The 16,304-nt window shown below is 67.5% G+C and carries 11 protein-coding genes, 1 tRNA gene and 1 pseudogene; 6 read left to right on the top strand and 7 right to left on the bottom strand.

The genetic code is table 11. The annotated features are described in order from the left end of the window. Window positions 1–130 precede the first annotated feature (130 nt). The 3 genes from glnL to ACP26O_RS10995 all read left to right on the top strand — a co-directional run bounded on the left by glnL (window position 131) and on the right by ACP26O_RS10995 (window position 5,048). Complete coding sequence (gene glnL / locus ACP26O_RS11005) at window positions 131–1,273, top strand: nitrogen regulation protein NR(II) (RefSeq protein WP_164714828.1); 1,143 nt, start codon at window positions 131–133, stop codon at window positions 1,271–1,273. Window positions 1,274–1,318: 45 nt separating this feature from the next. Beyond that, window positions 1,319–2,845, top strand: a complete 1,527-nt coding sequence (gene ntrC / locus ACP26O_RS11000; protein ID WP_175664964.1) for a nitrogen regulation protein NR(I) — start codon at window positions 1,319–1,321, stop codon at window positions 2,843–2,845. 79 nt (window positions 2,846–2,924) lie between these two features. Continuing rightward, on the top strand, window positions 2,925–5,048 hold the full coding sequence (locus tag ACP26O_RS10995) for a prolyl oligopeptidase family serine peptidase (RefSeq protein ID WP_175664963.1): 2,124 nt from the start codon (window positions 2,925–2,927) through the stop codon (window positions 5,046–5,048). A gap of 25 nt (window positions 5,049–5,073) precedes the next feature. Here ACP26O_RS10995 and xth read toward each other — a convergent pair whose 3' ends face one another. Then, window positions 5,074–5,850: an exodeoxyribonuclease III gene (gene xth, locus ACP26O_RS10990; RefSeq protein ID WP_193759171.1), complete on the bottom strand. Its 777-nt coding sequence runs from the start codon at window positions 5,848–5,850 to the stop codon at window positions 5,074–5,076. A gap of 181 nt (window positions 5,851–6,031) precedes the next feature. Between xth and ACP26O_RS10985 the strand changes: the two genes are divergently transcribed. Next, window positions 6,032–6,108: transfer RNA gene (locus tag ACP26O_RS10985), tRNA-Met, on the top strand. A 96-nt stretch (window positions 6,109–6,204) separates the two neighbouring features. Here ACP26O_RS10985 and ACP26O_RS10980 read toward each other — a convergent pair. Next, window positions 6,205–7,008, bottom strand: a complete 804-nt coding sequence (locus ACP26O_RS10980; protein ID WP_175664962.1) for a DUF3472 domain-containing protein — start codon at window positions 7,006–7,008, stop codon at window positions 6,205–6,207. 327 nt (window positions 7,009–7,335) lie between these two features. Continuing rightward, window positions 7,336–8,028 carry an aspartate/glutamate racemase family protein gene (locus tag ACP26O_RS10975; RefSeq protein WP_175664961.1) on the bottom strand — a complete coding sequence of 231 codons (693 nt, stop codon included), beginning with the start codon at window positions 8,026–8,028 and terminating at the stop codon, window positions 7,336–7,338. 137 nt (window positions 8,029–8,165) lie between these two features. Between ACP26O_RS10975 and dinB the strand changes: the two genes are divergently transcribed. After that, a complete protein-coding gene (dinB, locus tag ACP26O_RS10970; RefSeq protein WP_175701335.1) occupies window positions 8,166–9,503 on the top strand; it encodes a DNA polymerase IV in 1,338 nt (445 codons plus the stop codon). 60 nt (window positions 9,504–9,563) lie between these two features. Here the strand turns inward: dinB and ACP26O_RS10965 are convergent, their stop codons facing one another. The 4 genes from ACP26O_RS10965 to fixL all read right to left on the bottom strand — a co-directional run bounded on the left by ACP26O_RS10965 (window position 9,564) and on the right by fixL (window position 16,158). Next, complete coding sequence (locus ACP26O_RS10965) at window positions 9,564–11,651, bottom strand: M3 family metallopeptidase (protein WP_175664959.1); 2,088 nt, start codon at window positions 11,649–11,651, stop codon at window positions 9,564–9,566. Window positions 11,652–11,906: 255 nt separating this feature from the next. Beyond that, window positions 11,907–12,764: a bifunctional methylenetetrahydrofolate dehydrogenase/methenyltetrahydrofolate cyclohydrolase FolD gene (gene folD, locus ACP26O_RS10960; protein WP_138847464.1), complete on the bottom strand. Its 858-nt coding sequence runs from the start codon at window positions 12,762–12,764 to the stop codon at window positions 11,907–11,909. Between the two features lie 242 nt (window positions 12,765–13,006). Next, complete coding sequence (fixJ, locus tag ACP26O_RS10955) at window positions 13,007–13,645, bottom strand: oxygen response regulator transcription factor FixJ (RefSeq protein ID WP_006493245.1); 639 nt, start codon at window positions 13,643–13,645, stop codon at window positions 13,007–13,009. Beyond that, window positions 13,642–16,158: an oxygen sensor histidine kinase FixL gene (fixL, locus tag ACP26O_RS10950; RefSeq protein WP_011657389.1), complete on the bottom strand. Its 2,517-nt coding sequence runs from the start codon at window positions 16,156–16,158 to the stop codon at window positions 13,642–13,644. The genes fixJ and fixL overlap by 4 nt, the downstream gene beginning before the upstream one ends. Between fixL and ACP26O_RS10945 the strand changes: the two are divergent. Continuing rightward, window positions 16,078–16,295, top strand: a pseudogene (locus ACP26O_RS10945) (hypothetical protein); the annotation flags it as partial. The gene fixL and the pseudogene ACP26O_RS10945 sit on opposite strands and share 81 nt — an antisense overlap. Window positions 16,296–16,304: the final 9 nt, after the last annotated feature.

The following is a 16,304-nucleotide window of genomic DNA, read 5'->3' as shown; positions in this document are numbered from 1 at the left end:
TGCCGGTTCGTTCCCGTCGCGCAGCCTGCGGCGGGAACCGCGGAGTCTGAAAGGGGACGGCGTCCAGCCGTCCCTTTTTTGTTCCGCCAATTTTCATGTTCCCACCCGGTGAGGCGCGACGATACGCAAGATGGCTCTGAAAAATCTGATCAAGGCGAAGACGGGGCAGCCCGAGCGACTGACGGAAGACGAGCGGCTCGCGCGCTCGGGCCTGCTTGCGGGGCTGGAAGCACTGCCGACGGTCGTGATCGTGCTCGACCGCAAGACGCTCAGGGTTGCGTTCGCGAACCCGTCCGCGGAGGCGATGCTCGACATCTCGCGGCGGCAGCTCGCGCAGCGGCCGTGGGGCGAGATTTTTCCGAACGCGAACGAACTCGCGGCGACGATCACCGCGATCGGCCAGCAGCGCTTTCACGCGACGCATCTCGACACGGTGCTCGACCGGCCCGGCCACGAGGCGCTGCACGTGCATGCGATCGTCGGCTTCCTCGAGACCGCGCCCGATTTCGTGCTCGTCGAACTGTTCGAGAACGAACGGCAGTCGCGCACCGATCGCGAGGAACGGATCCACGACCTGACCGCGGTCAACAAGCAACTGATCCGCAATCTCGCGCACGAGATCAAGAACCCGCTCGGCGGCATTCGCGGCGCAGCCCAGCTGCTCGAATTCGAGCTGAGCGAGCGCGAGCGCGGCGAGCTGCGCGAATACACGCAGGTGATCATCAAGGAGTCCGACCGCCTGCAGACGCTCGTCGACCGCTTGCTGGAGCCGCACCGGCATCCGCATATCGTCGGCGACGTGAACATTCATGAAGTGTGCGAACGCGTGCGCGCGGTGATGCTCGCAGAATTTCCGCGCGGCCTCACGATCGAGCGCGACTACGACGTCAGCGTGCCCGACCTGCGCGGCGACAAGGAGCAGCTGATCCAGGCGCTGCTGAACATCGTGCGCAACGCGGCGCAGGCGCTGCGCGAACGGATCGCGCAGGGCGACGCGAAGATCGAGCTGCGCACGCGCGTCGCGCGCAAGGTGACGGTCGCGAAGCGCCTGTACAAACTGGCACTGGACTTGCATGTAGTCGACAACGGGCCCGGCATTCCGGAAGAGATCCGCGACCGGATCTTCTATCCGCTCGTGTCCGGGCGCGACGACGGCAGCGGCCTTGGCCTCACGCTCGCGCAGACTTTCGTGCAGCAGCACGACGGGATGATCGAGGTTGAGAGCCGGCCCGGACGTACCGAATTTCAGATCCTGCTGCCGCTCGACCATTGAGCGGCGGTATGGCGATTCACCGGATTCACCAATACTGACCGACCTATGAAGCCGATCTGGATAGTAGACGACGACCAATCGATCCGCTGGGTGCTCGAAAAGGCACTCGCCCGGGACAGCTTCGCGACGAAGAGCTTCGCGAACGTGCGCGACGCGCTGGCCGCGCTCGACCACGAGACGCCGCAGGTGCTCGTATCCGACATCCGGATGCCGGGCGGCTCCGGCCTCGAGTTGTTGCAGGCGGTGCACGAGCGTCTGCCGGACCTGCCCGTCATCATCATGACGGCGTTCTCCGATCTCGACAGCGCCGTCGCGGCGTTCCAGGGCGGCGCGTTCGAATATCTCGCGAAGCCGTTCGACGTCGACAAGGCGGTGGAGCTGATCCGCCGCGCGGTCGAGGAAAGCCTGCGCGGCGGCGCGCCGCAGGACGAGCGCGTGGCCGAGGCGCCCGAGATGCTGGGCCAGGCGCCCGCGATGCAGGACATGTTCCGCGCGATCGGCCGCCTGTCGCATTCGGCCGCGACCGTGCTGATCACCGGCGAGTCGGGCACCGGCAAGGAACTCGTCGCGCGGGCGCTGCACCGGCACAGCCCGCGGGCGAACGGACCGTTCATCGCGCTGAACACCGCGGCGATCCCGAAGGATCTGCTCGAATCCGAACTGTTCGGTCATGAGCGCGGCGCGTTCACCGGCGCGCAGACGACGCGCCAGGGCCGCTTCGAACAGGCCGAGAACGGCACGCTGTTCCTCGACGAAATCGGCGACATGCCGTTCGACCTGCAGACGCGCCTGTTGCGCGTGCTGTCGGACGGGCAGTTCTACCGCGTCGGCGGCCACAACCCGCTGCGCGCGAACGTGCGCGTGATCGCCGCGACGCACCAGAATCTCGAGTCGCGCGTGCGCCAGGGGCTGTTCCGCGAGGACCTTTACCACCGGCTCAACGTGATCCGGCTGCGGCTGCCGCCGCTGCGCGAACGCAGTGAGGACATCGCGCTGCTCACGCGCCACTTCCTGCAGAAGAGCGCGCGCGATCTCGGCGTCGAGCCCAAGCGCGTGTCCGACGACGCGCTGGCGTACCTGACGTCGTTGTCGTTCCCCGGCAACGTGCGGCAGCTCGAGAATCTCGCGAACTGGCTGACCGTGATGGCGCCCGCGCAGACGGTCGAGATCAAGGATCTGCCGCCCGACCTCGTGCCGGCAGGCGCGCCGGTGACTGCGACGGCCGATGGCATCGATGCGCACGGCGGCGCGAGCCTCGGCGGTGGCGACGGGCTGCGCGTACAGCCGGCGGCCGGTGCGGCGCCGTTGACGGCGGCGCCCGTCGCGGCCGCGCCGAACGGCGCGCCGGCCGGCTATCCGATGTGGGAAAACGGGCTGCGCACCGAAGTCGCACGGCTGTTGCGCGAGAACTCGGCCGACGTGATGGACGAGCTCGCGCGCCGCTTCGAAGCGGCCGTGATCCGCGAGGCGCTCGACTTCACGCGCGGCCGCAAGGTCGAGGCGGCGGAGCGGCTCGGCATCGGCCGCAACACGATCACGCGCAAGATCCAGGAACTGCACCTGGAGCCTTGAGCCGCCGTCGCGGCATGCGCGGGCATCGCGCATGCCGCGATCGGACATAATCTCGGTTTGCCGTCACGTGCGATCCGTCATGTCCGATTCCTTCCGCTGGCCCGCCGGGGCCGATCCCTTCCGTTTTCTCGAATCGCTCGACAGCAAGCGCGCCCGCGCGTGGGTCGACGAGCAGAATGCGCGCACGCGTGTCGCGCTGCGCGACGACGATGCGTATCGCGCGCTCACCGCGCGGCTCGCACAGGCGTATCTGCCGCGCGAACGCCCGGTGATTCCGACCCGCTGGCGCGAGTGGGCGTACGACTTGTGGCAGGACGATCTCCACCCGAAGGGACTGTGGCGCCGCGCGCGCTGGGACGACTGGCGCGCGGGCCGGCCCGAGTGGGAAACGCTGCTCGACGTCGACGCGCTCGGCGCGCAAGAGGGCGAGTCGTGGGTGTTCGAGCAAGACGCGATCCTGTATCCGGACGGCGACCGCGCGCTGCTGTCGCTGTCTCCGGGCGGCGCCGACGCGGTCGTCGTGCGCGAGTTCGATCTCGTGCAGCGCCGTTTCGTCGACGACGGGTTCACGATCGACGAGCCCGGGCATCACACGGTCGGTTGGATCGACCGCGATACCGTCTACGTGAGCTGGGATCGCGGCGAAGCGCATGCGACCGCGGCCGGCTATCCGTACGACGCGCGCCGCTGGGTACGCGGCACGCCGCTCGCCGATGCGCCGGTCGTGTTTCGCGGCGAACCCGACGACATTAGCGCGGGCGCGGCGTTCGATCCGATCGACGGCCGCCATGTCGCGTGGCGCAGCGTCGATTTCTTCGACGCACACGCGTACTGGCTGAACGACGCGGGCGAGTGGGTGCGCTACGACGTGCCGACGCATGTCGAGGTCGGCTTCTGGGAGGGCTGGCTCGTGCTGGAGCCGCGACTCGACTGGGACTGCGGCGGCGTGCGTCACGCGGGCGGCTCGCTGCTCGCGATCCGCGAGCAGGCGTTCCTCGCCGGCGCGCGTGAGCTCACGACGCTGTTCGAGCCGCGGCCGTCGACGTCCGCGTGCACGTGGACGCATACGCGCACGATGCTGATCGCGAGCTGGCTCGACGACGTGCAGAACCGCACGATGCTGTGGCAGCCGCGCCAGGGCGAGGACGGCGCATGGACGTGGCACGCGCGGCCGTTCGAGTGGCCGGGCGATGCGCAAGTCGACCTCGAGCCGGTCGAGTCGACGCTGAACGACGACGTGTACGTGGACGTCGACACCTATCTCGATCCGCCCGAATGCTGGCTTGCCGATCTGGCCGATCGCGCGGACGATGCCGCGTCGCGCCGCGTGCTGCTCGACCGGCCGCCGGTGCGCTTCGATGCGGCCGGGCTCGTCGTGCGTCGCGCCAATGCCCGCTCGCGCGACGGCACGGTGGTGCCGTACACGCTGATCGGGCCGCGTGACGCACTCGATGGGATGGATCGCCCCGATGGCGTCAACCGCGTCGCGCGACCCTGCCTGCTGTCAGGCTATGGCGGCTTCGCGATTCCGAACCTGCCGGGCTATAGCGATGCGTTGGGCATCGCATGGCTCGAGCGCGGCGGCGTCGCGGTGTTCGCGCACATCCGCGGCGGCGGCGAATTCGGGCCGGGCTGGCACGTCGACGCGCAGCGCGAGCATCGGCAGCGAGCGTTCGACGACTTCATCGCGGTGGCCGAGGATCTGATCCGCAGCGGCGTGACCACGGCCACGCAGCTCGGCATCGAGGGCGGCAGCAACGGCGGGCTGCTGGTCGCTGCGTGCATGGTGCAGCGTCCGGAGCTGTTCGGTGCGGTGCTGTGCCGCGTGCCGCTGCTCGACATGCGGCGCTATCCGAAGCTGCATGCAGGCGCCGCATGGCTCGACGAATACGGCGATCCGGACGATTCGCGCGAGGGTGCGGCGCTGGCTGCCTATTCGCCGTATCACCGCGTGCGCGAAGGTGTCGCGTATCCGCCGCTGTTGCTGACGACGTCGACGCGCGACGACCGCGTGCATCCCGCGCATGCGCGCAAGATGGCCGCGCGCATGCATGCGCTCGGACACGAACGGGTGTGGTACTGGGAGAACACGGACGGCGGCCATGGCAGCGCCGACGATCTGGAGCGTGCCGAAGCGGACGCGGCGGAATTCGGCTTCCTGTGGGCCCATCTCGGGCCCGCGCCCGCACCCGCGCGCGATTGAGCGCGGGCATGAGCGGGAAGGGGGCTCAGCAGACGACCGCGACGACGGGCGTGTGGTCGGACGGCTGTTCCCACGTGCGCGGCAGGCGGTCGACTTCGCACGACGTGCAGTTGGCGGCGAGCGCCGGCGACAGCAGGATGTGGTCGATGCGCAGCCCCGCGTTGCGGCGGAACGCGAGCATCCGGTAGTCCCACCACGTGAAGGTCTTCTCGGGCTGCTCGAAACGGCGGAACGCGTCGACGAAGCCGAGCTCGAGCAGCTTCGCGAAGTGCGCGCGCTCCTGCGGCGACACGAGGTTCTGGCCTTCCCATTTCGCGGGATCGTGCACGTCGCGGTCTTCCGGCGCGATGTTGTAGTCGCCGAGCAGCGCGAGCTTCGGATAGCGCTGCATCTCGGCGCTCAGCCACGCATGCAGCGCGTCGAGCCACTGCATCTTGTAGACGAACTTGTCGGACTCGGGCGACTGGCCGTTCGGGAAATAGGCGGACACGATGCGCACGCCTTCGACCGTCACGGCGATCACGCGCTGCTGCGGATCGTCGAAGCCGGGGATGTTGCGCACGATGTCCGATTCGTCGACGGCGAGCGTGTCGCGCGCGAGAATCGCGACGCCGTTGTAGGTCCGCTGGCCCGTGAACCAGCTGCGGTAGCCGATGGCCTCGAGATCGGCGCGCGGATACTTCTCGTCCGGCAGCTTCAGTTCCTGCAGGCACAGCACGTCGGTTCCGCTGTGCGCGATCCAGTCGAGCACGTGCTGCTTGCGGACGTTGAGCGAGTTGACGTTCCAGGTGGCGATTTTCATGAACGGGAATGCGTGCGGGGTGAATGCGAAGGCCGCCATCTTACCGCGAGCACGGGGCGCGAACGCGCGCGACACGCGATGCGAAGCACGCACCGCGCATCGCGATATCGACGGCCCGCGAAGAAATTGTGACAAAGGTATTGACGTGAGTACTTCCTCACCCTATAATTTATTTCTCTGACGCGGGGTGGAGCAGTCTGGCAGCTCGTCGGGCTCATAACCCGAAGGTCGTAGGTTCAAATCCTACCCCCGCAACCAAGCACACCAGACGATGTGCAGCGCATATGACCGATGCGCGCTTCGTCGACAGGAACCCGGCCTCGCGCCGGGTTTTTTGTTTTCAGCGTCCGAATGTCATTTCGGCGCGCCGGGGCTCCCCGGCAGGAAGCCGTTCTCGATCAGGTAAGTCGACGTGTTGACGAGCGTGGCCCGCGCATTCGGCGTGCCGGCCACCGCCGCGCATTTGTCCTTGCTCGTATTCAGCCGGATCGACCGTTCGGTCGTCGGGTAGTCGACGTCCTTCAGATAGAAATGCGGCAGCGACGTCGTGTGCCGTGCGTACGGCACGCACGGCCGCTGCATCGGGTCGCTCGACGCGCTGTTGAACGGGAGGAACTCGTCGAACACGGAAGCGCTGTTCGACAGTCCGCCCCAGTCTGCCGGCACCGCGATGCTGCCGGTCGGCGTCGTGACGCCGGTTGCGACGTCCGTGATGAAGCCTTCGATGGTCGAGCGTCCGTCGGCGCGATTGCCCTGCGCATGGACCATTTGCAGCCGGTAGGCATGGCCCGTTCTCCACGCATAGCCGATCGAGCACGAGGTGCCCGAGCCGCCGTCGGCACCGCCGCGGCAATTCGCCGACAGCGGCGTCGTGCCGGTGCCGAACGCGCTGAAGATCACGACGTTGGTGCTTTTGGTGCGCGGCTGGATGCCGGTATAGATCGGGTGGCCGCCATGTTCGGACCACACTTGATTGGCCCAGTAGTAACTGGCGTTGATATTGGTCGGCACGACCTCCGGTGTAATGTCCCACGTCATGCGATCGAAACCGCCGTTGGGCGTCGTCGAGGCTGAGGCGTTGATGGTGGGGTCGGCGTGTGCGCCGAGCATGGTCGACATGGCGAGCATCGCAGCGACCGTGGACTTGAGTCGTTTCATGTTCCGGTTTCCCGTTGGTGGAAAAGAGAGCGCACGAGCAGCACCGATTGAAACGATGCGGCCCGAATACCAATTTGCGCCCACTTTATTGCCAATAGATAACCAGTTGAAGCGGCGAGACCGTGTGCCGCGCGCCGCCCGATTCGCGGACCATTCCCCTCGGCCCCCATGGCGCGGGGGAGAGCGGGGCGTCGGGCGCGACGCGATGTGACGGGCAAGATAACGATTCCTGCCGGGTGGAATAATCCGGCCTTCAAATCGCGGTGAGGGCGGCCGGAGAGCGCACCGGCCTCGGGCCAATGTCCACCTCGCGGCGGCGCGCGATGGTCAGCCCGCCGCCCACTCGACCGCCGCCTTCGCATGCAGCGCGGTCGTATCGAATACGGGCAGCGGCGAATCGTCCGCGCCGATCAGCAGCGTGATTTCCGTGCAGCCGAGAATCGCCGCTTGCGCGCCGCGTTTCGCCAGTTCGTCGATGATCGCCACGTAGGCTGCGCGCGACGCCGCATCGATCACGCCGTGACACAGCTCGTCGTAGATGATCCGGTGCACGTCGCCGCGCGCGGCTTCGTCCGGCACCAGCACGTCGAGGCCGAACTTGTCGCGCAGGCGCTCCGCATAGAACGGCAACTCCATCGTGTAGCGCGTGCCGAGCAGCGCGACGCGCTCGACGCCCGCGGCGCGCAGCGCGGCGCCGGTCGGATCGGCGATGTGCAGGAACGGCAGCGCGACCGCCGCTTCGATCGCGTCGTGCACGCGGTGCATCGTGTTGGTCGTCAGCACGACGAGATCGGCGCCGGCCGCTTCGAGCTGACGCGCGGCGTCGGCCATCCGTTCGCCGAGCGCGACCCAGTCCTGCGCGCGCTGCAGCGCTTCGATCTCGGCGAAATCCACCGTGACCAGCACGCTCTTCGCGTTGTGATGGCCGCCGTGCAGCGCCTTCGAATGGCGATTGATCATCCGGTAGTACTCGGCCGACGATTCCCAGCTCATCCCGCCGATCAGTCCGATCGTCTTCATCCGTCACCTGTGCGTTACGTATGTCGTGGCAGACGAGTATAGGGGCCGCCCCGTGCGCGCGGGCGGTACGATCCGTGCGAAGCGCGCCGGTACGGGGCGACCGAACGCGGCAGTACGCGACAGTTGAAACCGGCACTGTGTTTTTGTACAGTATCGGCACCGTGAATCCGACCATCATCCCGCCTGCCGATTCTCCGCGCGAGCCGCCGCCCGGCGATGCGCCGCCGCGCGTGCGCAAGATCATCCATTGCGACTGCGACTGCTTTTACGCGTCGGTGGAGATGCGCGACGACCCGTCGCTGCGCAACCGGCCGCTCGCGGTCGGCGGCCGGCCCGACCAGCGCGGCGTGATCGCGACCTGCAACTACGAGGCGCGGCGCTACGGCGTGCATTCGGCGATGTCGTCGGCGCTGGCGATGCGCAAGTGTCCGGACCTGCTGATCCTGCCGTCCGCGATGGACAAGTACCGCGCCGCATCGCGGCAGATCATGGCGATCTATCGCGACTACACGCACGACGTCGAGCCGCTGTCGCTCGACGAGGCTTATCTCGACGTCAGCGGCTCCGAACTGTGCCAGGGCAGCGCGACGCTGATCGCGCGGGAGATCCGCCAGCGTGTGTACGACACGGTGGGCGTGACGGTGTCGGCGGGCGTCGCGCCGAACAAGTTCATCGCGAAGATCGCGTCCGACTGGAACAAGCCCGACGGCCTGTTCGTCGTGCGCCCGCATGAAGTCGATGCGTTCGTCGCGGCGCTGCCGGTGCGCAAGCTGCACGGCGTCGGCAAGGTGACGGCCGCGCGGCTCGAGCGGCTGGGTATCCAGACCTGCGCGCAGTTGCGCGACTGGTCGCTGATCGATCTGCATCGCGATTTCGGCGCGTTCGGTCGACGGCTGTACCAGCTGGCGCGCGGGATCGACGAGCGGCCGGTGCAGGCCGACCAGGAGCGCAAGTCGGTCAGCGTCGAGACGACCTATGTGACCGACCTGACGACGCTCGAACAATGCGCGGACGAGATCCGCCGCCTCGTCGTGCAGCTCGACGCGCGGATCGCGCGTGCGGGGGCGGCGCGCGCGATCCGCAAGCTGTACGTGAAGATCCGCTTCGCCGATTTCCAGCGCACGACGGTCGAATGCGTGGCCGACGCGACGAATGCGCAGACGGCGGTCACGCTGCTCGCGAAGGGGCTGCAGCGGCGCGCGCAGGCCGTGCGGCTGCTTGGTGTCGGCGTGCGCATCGACGAGGACACGGCCGAGCGGCGCGGGCAGTTCTCGTTGTTCGACGATGAAGTCGACCGTGCTGACGCCGCCGGTAACGCTACCGACGCCGCTGCCGACGTCGACGCCGCTGCCGCTGCCGACGTCGACGCCGCTGCCGCTGCCGCTGCCGCTGCCGCTGCCGACGCCGACGCCGACGCCGACGCCGACGCCAACGCCAACGCCAACGCCACCAACGACGAACCCCCCGCGCCATGAAAAAAGGCACCGCCGAAGCGGTGCCTTCCGATGCAGCGGGCCGAACCGGCCAGCGCGTGCTCAGTTCGCGGCGGAGGTCATCCCGTTGTGGCGCAGCAGCGCGTCGATTTCCGGTTCGCGGCCGCGGAACGCCTTGAACGAATCCATCGCCGGGCGGCTGCCGCCGACTTCGAGGATCTCGCGGCGATAGCGCGTGCCGGTCGCCGCGTCGAGCACGCTGCCGCTGGTGGCGGCCGCTTCCTCGAACGCCGCGTACGCGTCGGCCGACAGCACCTCGGCCCACTTGTAGCTGTAGTAGCCGGCCGCATAGCCGCCCGCGAAGATGTGGCTGAACGTGTTCGGCCAGCGCGAGAACGCTGCCTGCGGGATCACGTGGTAGCGCTCGTTGATCTCGCGCGCGAACGCATTCACGCCGGTCGCGCCGGCCGGGTCGAAGTCGACGTGCAGCAGCATGTCGAACATCGAGAACACGATCTGGCGCAGCGTGCCGAGGCCGCTCTGGAAGTTCTTCGCGGCGATCATCTTGTCGAACAGCTCGCGCGGCAGCGACGCGCCGGTATCGATGTGCGACGACATCGACGACAGCACGTCCCATTCCCAGCAGAAGTTTTCCATGAACTGCGACGGCAGCTCGACCGCATCCCATTCGACGCCGTTGATGCCCGACACGCCGAGCTCGTCGACGCGCGTGAGCATGTGATGCAGCCCGTGGCCGAATTCATGGAACAGCGTGATGACTTCGTCGTGCGTGAAGCACGCGGGCTTGCCGCCGACCGGCGCCGAGAAGTTGCAGGTCAGGTACGCGACCGGCGTCTGCACGGTGCCGCCGCGCTTCGCGCGCGCCCGCGCATCGTCCATCCACGCGCCGCCGCGCTTGCCTTCGCGGGCATACAGGTCGAGATAGAACTGCGCGACGAGCGAACCGTCACGGTTCTCGACGCGGAAAAAGCGCACGTCCCGGTGCCAGACCGGCGCGTCGTCCGGCTTGATCCGCACGCCGAACAGCGTTTCGGTGACGGTGAAGAGGCCCTTCAGCACGGCCGGTTCCGGGAAGTACTGCTTGACCTCGTTTTCCGAGAACGCGTAGCGCTGCTGGCGCAGCCGCTCGGCCGCGAACGCGACGTCCCACGGCGCGAGTTCGGTCAGGCCGAGTTCCTTCGCGGCGAACGCGCGCAGTTCGTCCCAGTCCTTGTCGGCGTGCGGGCGCGCGCGCGTCGCGAGATCCTCGAGGAACGCGACGACCTGCTGCGGCGACTCGGCCATCTTCGGCGCGAGCGACACTTCGGCGAAGTTGCGGTAGCCGAGCATCTGCGCCTCTTCACGGCGCAGCTTCAGCTCGTCGGCGACGATCGCCGTGTTGTCCCATTCGGCCTTGCCGCCGCCGTACTGCGGCCCGAGTTCGGATGCGCGCGTCGCATACGCGCGATACAGCGTCTCGCGCATCGCGCGGTTCTCGGCGTATTGCAGCACCGGGAAGTAGGACGGAAAGTGCAGCGTGAATTTCCAGCCTTCCTTGCCTTCCTTCTGCGCGGCTTCGCGGGCGGCTTCGATCGCGTCGCCCGGCAGGCCGGCGAGTTCGCCCTCGTCCTGCGCGAAGTACGCATACGCGTTGGTCGCGTCGAGCACGTGGTCGGAGAACGCCTTCGACAGCGCGGCCTGCTGCTCCTGCAGTTCCGCGAAGCGCGGCTTCTGGTCTTCCGGCAGCTCGGCGCCCGACAGGCGGAAATCGCGCAGCGCGTTGTCGAGGATCTTCTTGCGCTCGGCGGACAGCGTCGCGTATTCGGCGCTCGCGGCGATCGCCTTGTACTTCTCGTACAGCGCGAGGTTCTGGCCGACGCTCGACCAGAATTCGGTCACGCGCGGCAGGTTTTCGCCGTAGGCGGCCCGCAGTTCCGGCGTATCGGCGACCGCGTTCAGGTGGCCGACGACGCCCCATGCGCGCCCGAGCGGCTCCGTCGCCTGCTCGACCGTCTCGACGATCGTGGCCCAGGTCGCCGGCGTCGCGGGTGCGCTCGCGGTGTCGACCGCGCGGTTGGCGGTGTCGAGCAGCGTGTCGAGCGCGGGCGTCACATGTTCCGGACGAATCTCGCCGAAGCGGGGCAGGCCGGAGAAATCGAGGAGCGGATTGGTATTGGCGCTGGCGGACATTAAGACTCCCTGTCTGTTGCCGGATGAACCGGGGTGAAAAGGGTGAGGCGCGAAGCAGCGGCGCCCGATACCGACATTATTGGGGCGCATCGCGCGCTTTCCAATCGTTAGTTTCTAACGACGCGATTGGATACACGCGACGCGGGGTCGGATTCGGGCGAAACGCGGCGGGGTGTAGCGGTATGACGCGCGGCCGCAATGGCGACCGGCGAGATGCCGGCGCACGAATGCGCGCCGGCTGGGCGAACAGCGCGATCAGGCGGCCGCGGCGGCGCGCTCGGCGGCTTCGATCGTATTGATCAGCAGCATCGTGATCGTCATCGGGCCGACGCCGCCCGGCACCGGCGTGATGTGGCCGGCGACTTCCTTCACGCCGGCGAAGTCGACGTCGCCGCACAGCTTGCCCGCGTCGTCGCGGTTCATGCCGACGTCGATCACCGTCGCGCCGGGCTTGACCATGTCGGCCGTCAGGATGTTGCGCTTGCCGACCGCGGCGACCACGATGTCGGCCTGGCGCGTGTGCGCGGCGAGGTCGCGCGTCTTGCTGTGACAGATCGTCACGGTCGCGCCGGCTTCGAGCAGCAGCATCGCCATCGGCTTGCCGACGATGTTCGAGCGGCCGATCACGACCGCGTTCGCGCCTTGCAGCGGGATGTCATGCGCTTCGAACATCTTCATCACGCCGTACGGCGTGCACGGACGGAACAGCGGCTTGCCCGTCATCAGCGCGCCGGCGTTCGCGACGTGGAAGCCGTCGACGTCCTTCTCGGGCGCGATCGCCTCGAGCACCTTGTGGCTGTCGATGTGCGCGGGCAGCGGCAGCTGGACCAGGATGCCGTGGATCTTCGGATCGCGGTTCAGTTCGTCGATGCGCGCGAGCAGGTCGGCTTCCGACAGCGTGTCCGGGTACGCATCCTTCTGCGAGAAGAAGCCGTTGTCCTCGCACGCCTTGATCTTGTTGCGCACATAGACTTCGCTCGCCGGGTTGGCGCCGACGAGGACCACCGCGAGACCGGGCTGGTGGCCGCGGGCGGTGAGGGCGGCGGCGCGTTGGGCGGCCTGCGTGCGCAAGGTCTTCGAGAGGGCGTTGCCGTCGATGAGGAGGGCTGTCATGGTGGTGGTCCTGCCGGGAAGTTGGAATGCGGGTGTGCGGCGCACGAAACGCCGCAGCAAAGCACGCAATTATACCGGTCGCCTGCTGTCGTCCGACAGCGAATGCAAGGAAAGCGTCATGGCGGCGATGCCGGCGCCCGGGAGCAAGCGCCGGGCCGCGCCGCGCGAGTGGGCCGCATTGCGCGGCCCGCGGGTGCGTGGGTGCGGCCGGCCGGGCAGGTGCCCGCGGCCGCACGCGACGTTCAGGCCTGCTTCTTCGACAGCGCGAGGCGCAGCAGGTCGGCCACCGTGTTGACGTTGAGCTTTTCCATGATGTTCGCGCGGTGCGCTTCGACCGTCTTGATGCTGATCCCGAGATCGTCGGCGATCTGCTTGTTCAGCCGGCCTGCGATGATCCGCTCGAGCACCTGCTGCTCGCGCGCGGTCAGCTTCGACAGACGCTCGCTCGCGGCGCGCTGTTCCTGGACGCTCTTGCTTTCGCTTCGGGCCTTGTCGAGCATCCGCTCGACGAGTTTGCGCAGCTCGGCCTCGTCGAACGGTTTCTCGATAAAGTCCATCGCACCCTTTTTCATCGTCGACACCGCCATCGGCACGTCGCCGTGGCCCGTGACGAAGATGATCGGCAGCGCGGCGTTGTCGGCGATCAGGCGCTCCTGCAGCTCGAGGCCGCTCATGCCCGACATCCGGACATCGAGGATCAGGCAGGCGATCTGGCCGGCCTGCTGCGCCGGCTGGTAGGCATCGAGGAACTGCTCCGCGCTCGAGAAGCATTGCACGCGATAGCCGTTCGCCTCCAGCAGCCAGCGCAGCGAGTCCCGTACGGCCTCGTCGTCGTCGACGACGAAGACGGTTTCCTGAGTGGTGGTGACAGGGCTATTCATAGTTCTCCCGTAACGGTATGTGATGCCGATGCCTCGCGCCCCCCTTGGCCGAGATCAGCGGGTTCCCCAATGGGCAGGCTGCAGTGGAATGTCGCGCCGGAAATGCGGCCATCCGGTTCGACATTGTTGACCACCCACAGACGCCCCCGATGCGATTCGATGATCGAACGGCAGATGTTCAGCCCCATGCCCATGCCGTCGGACTTGGTGCTGTAAAACGGTTCGAACAGGCGTTCGGCGGTTGCCTCGTCGACGCCCGGACCCTGGTCGATCACGCGGATGTCGACGAAACCCGCGTCGATGTCGGCGACGACGCGGATCACGCCGTCCACCGTCGCCGGCTTCACGTCGGCCATCGCCTCGGCCGCGTTCTTCATCAGGTTCATCAGCACCTGCTCGATCAACACGGGGTCGACATAAATAATAGGCATTCTTGCGAGGATTTCCGTGACGATCCGGATCCTGCGCTTCCTGGCCTCGATTTCGGCGAGCCCGACGGCGTCGGCGACGATGTCCGCGACCCGCGCCGGCTGGCGCTTCGGCTCGCTGCGCTTCACGAATTCGCGGATCCGCTTGACGATCATCCCCGCGCGCAGCGCCTGCTGCGCGGTCTTTTCCAGCGCGGGCTGCAGCGTCTCGGGCGTGCCGCGGCCGCTCTTCACGAGCGCGAGCGTGCCCGAGCAGTAGTTGTTGATCGCGGCGAGCGGCTGATTCAATTCGTGAGCAATCGACGACGCCATTTCACCCATCGTCATCAATCGGCTCGTGAACTGCAGCTTCTCTTCCTGCTGGTGCGCGAGTTCCTGCGCCTTCTTGCGGGTCGTGATGTCGGTCGCGATCTGCATCTGCGCGAGGTGGCCGTCCACCCACTGGATGTACTGGCGGCGCACCTCGAACCACTTCTGGATGCTCTCGACGTACACCTCCTGCGCGTCGGCCGTGCTGCTCGTCAGCGCGGCGGCCGGCAGGCCCGCGAACGTGTCGACCATGTCGATCGAGTCGGACGACGCCTGCGCGCGGTCGAAGCCGCCGCCCGACAGCTCGAGGTGGCCGTCCGGCCGGATCCCGAACAGGTGGCGGTAGTAGCGGTTCGCGAACAGCAGCTCGGCTTCGTCGGCGGCGAGCACCGACACCGCGGCGTCGAGGCTTTCGAGCACCGTCGTGAAGCGCTCGTGCGCGGCCGCCAGTTCCTCGCGGGCGCGCTTCGGCTCGGTGATGTCGGTCATCGACGACATCCAGCCGGTCTGGCGGCCCGAGCTGTCGATCAGCGGCGACACGTAGAGGCGCGCATGGAACAGCGTGCCGTTCTTGCGCCGCACGCGCAGCTCGAAGCCCGAGCTCGGCGCCTTGCCGCGCAGCGTCATGTCGAGCTGGCGCTGCATTTCCGGATACGCGTCGCGCGGCCAGTACGGGAACGGCGCGACCTTGCCGACCAGGTCGGTTTCATCCCAGCCCGTCATCCGGCAGAACGCGGGGTTCACGTGCGTGATGCGGCCGTGCATGTCGAGCACGCGCATGCCGATCAGCACCGAATTTTCCATCGCGCGGCGGAAGAATGCCTCCGCGTACAGTGCCTGCTGCGCCTCGAAGCGCTGGCGTGTGTGCTTCCACAGGCTCCAGAGGCTCCACAGCACGAAGCACGACAGCCCGGCGACGAGCCAGACGAGCGTGTTGTTGGTCAGGTTCGTGAGCTGCGGGAACGCGTACACGCGCACCGTCAGCCCCTGGCCGGGCGGATCGAGCGGCAGGTCGTAATGGGAGTCGCGCGGCAGGCGCGGGCGCGTCGACGTGGACGACAGCTCGCGGTTGTTCGAGTCGGTGATCGAGATCTTGTACTTCGACGACAACTCCTGCGGGATGTCGTGCTTCAGGATGCCTTCGACCGAGAACACCGCGGCGATCGAGCCGAGATATTCGCGGTCGCCGCGCATCACGGGCGTCTGCAGCGTGATGAAGCCGTTGCCGAAGTCGTCGTAGATCAGCGGCGAATAGGCCTGGCGGCGCGTGCTGCGCGCTTCGTCGTACGCGCCGCGCACGGCGTCCTGCATCTGCGCGTCGCCGGGCTTCGCGAGCCGCTGGCCGAGCAGCGGCGGGTGCACGGCCGGCCAGCGCTGCACGCCGGGCGCGGTGTACCAGTTCAGATAGAGGATTTCCGGATGCGTCTGCATCACGTCCGCGACGGCCATCTGGAACGCGTTCTGGTCGAGGCGGCCCGACGCGAGATCGCGCGACAGCGCTTGCAACTGCTCCTGCGCACCCGTCATCGACAGGCGGATCTGCTGCTGCGCCCACGCGACGTTACGGAAGAGGGTGTCTTCCTGCTGCTGCTGTTCGCGGCGATTGAGGCTCCACAGAATCAGGCTCATCACCACGAGAAACACGAGGATCGACAGCAGCGGCGTCAGCAAATAGGAATTGGACCACCACGGTCCGTGGTGCCAACGGGACGGCTGCGACTCCGCCGGCGGGCCCGACGGTCGCGCCGAGCGTGCGAAAAGCCGATCGGTCAACATGGCAGGATTGTAGCGCAGCGCAATACATGGAAAACCGATACCGGATATGTTGAACGGAAACGGATTTGTGCCCGCGGCGCGCGCCGCGGAGCCCCAGCCGATGGGTGCAGCGCAGCAATATTTCGCATTACGAGAAAAGATCTCAT

The organism is Burkholderia sp. R-40 (genome assembly GCF_049942845.1).
In the GTDB taxonomy this organism is placed as follows: domain Bacteria; phylum Pseudomonadota; class Gammaproteobacteria; order Burkholderiales; family Burkholderiaceae; genus Burkholderia; species Burkholderia ambifaria.
Note: the sequence above shows the minus strand (reverse complement) of the source record. Positions and strands in the feature narration are given on the sequence as shown.

Coding starts and splice junctions, on each gene's coding strand:
- glnL (WP_164714828.1), top strand. CDS start 131: ATGGCTCTGAAAAATCTGATCAAGGCGAAGACGGGGCAGCCCGAGCGA.
- ntrC (WP_175664964.1), top strand. CDS start 1,319: ATGAAGCCGATCTGGATAGTAGACGACGACCAATCGATCCGCTGGGTG.
- ACP26O_RS10995 (WP_175664963.1), top strand. CDS start 2,925: ATGTCCGATTCCTTCCGCTGGCCCGCCGGGGCCGATCCCTTCCGTTTT.
- xth (WP_193759171.1), bottom strand. CDS start 5,850: ATGAAAATCGCCACCTGGAACGTCAACTCGCTCAACGTCCGCAAGCAG.
- ACP26O_RS10980 (WP_175664962.1), bottom strand. CDS start 7,008: ATGAAACGACTCAAGTCCACGGTCGCTGCGATGCTCGCCATGTCGACC.
- ACP26O_RS10975 (WP_175664961.1), bottom strand. CDS start 8,028: ATGAAGACGATCGGACTGATCGGCGGGATGAGCTGGGAATCGTCGGCC.
- ACP26O_RS10965 (WP_175664959.1), bottom strand. CDS start 11,651: ATGTCCGCCAGCGCCAATACCAATCCGCTCCTCGATTTCTCCGGCCTG.
- folD (WP_138847464.1), bottom strand. CDS start 12,764: ATGACAGCCCTCCTCATCGACGGCAACGCCCTCTCGAAGACCTTGCGC.
- fixJ (WP_006493245.1), bottom strand. CDS start 13,645: ATGAATAGCCCTGTCACCACCACTCAGGAAACCGTCTTCGTCGTCGAC.
- fixL (WP_011657389.1), bottom strand. CDS start 16,158: ATGTTGACCGATCGGCTTTTCGCACGCTCGGCGCGACCGTCGGGCCCG.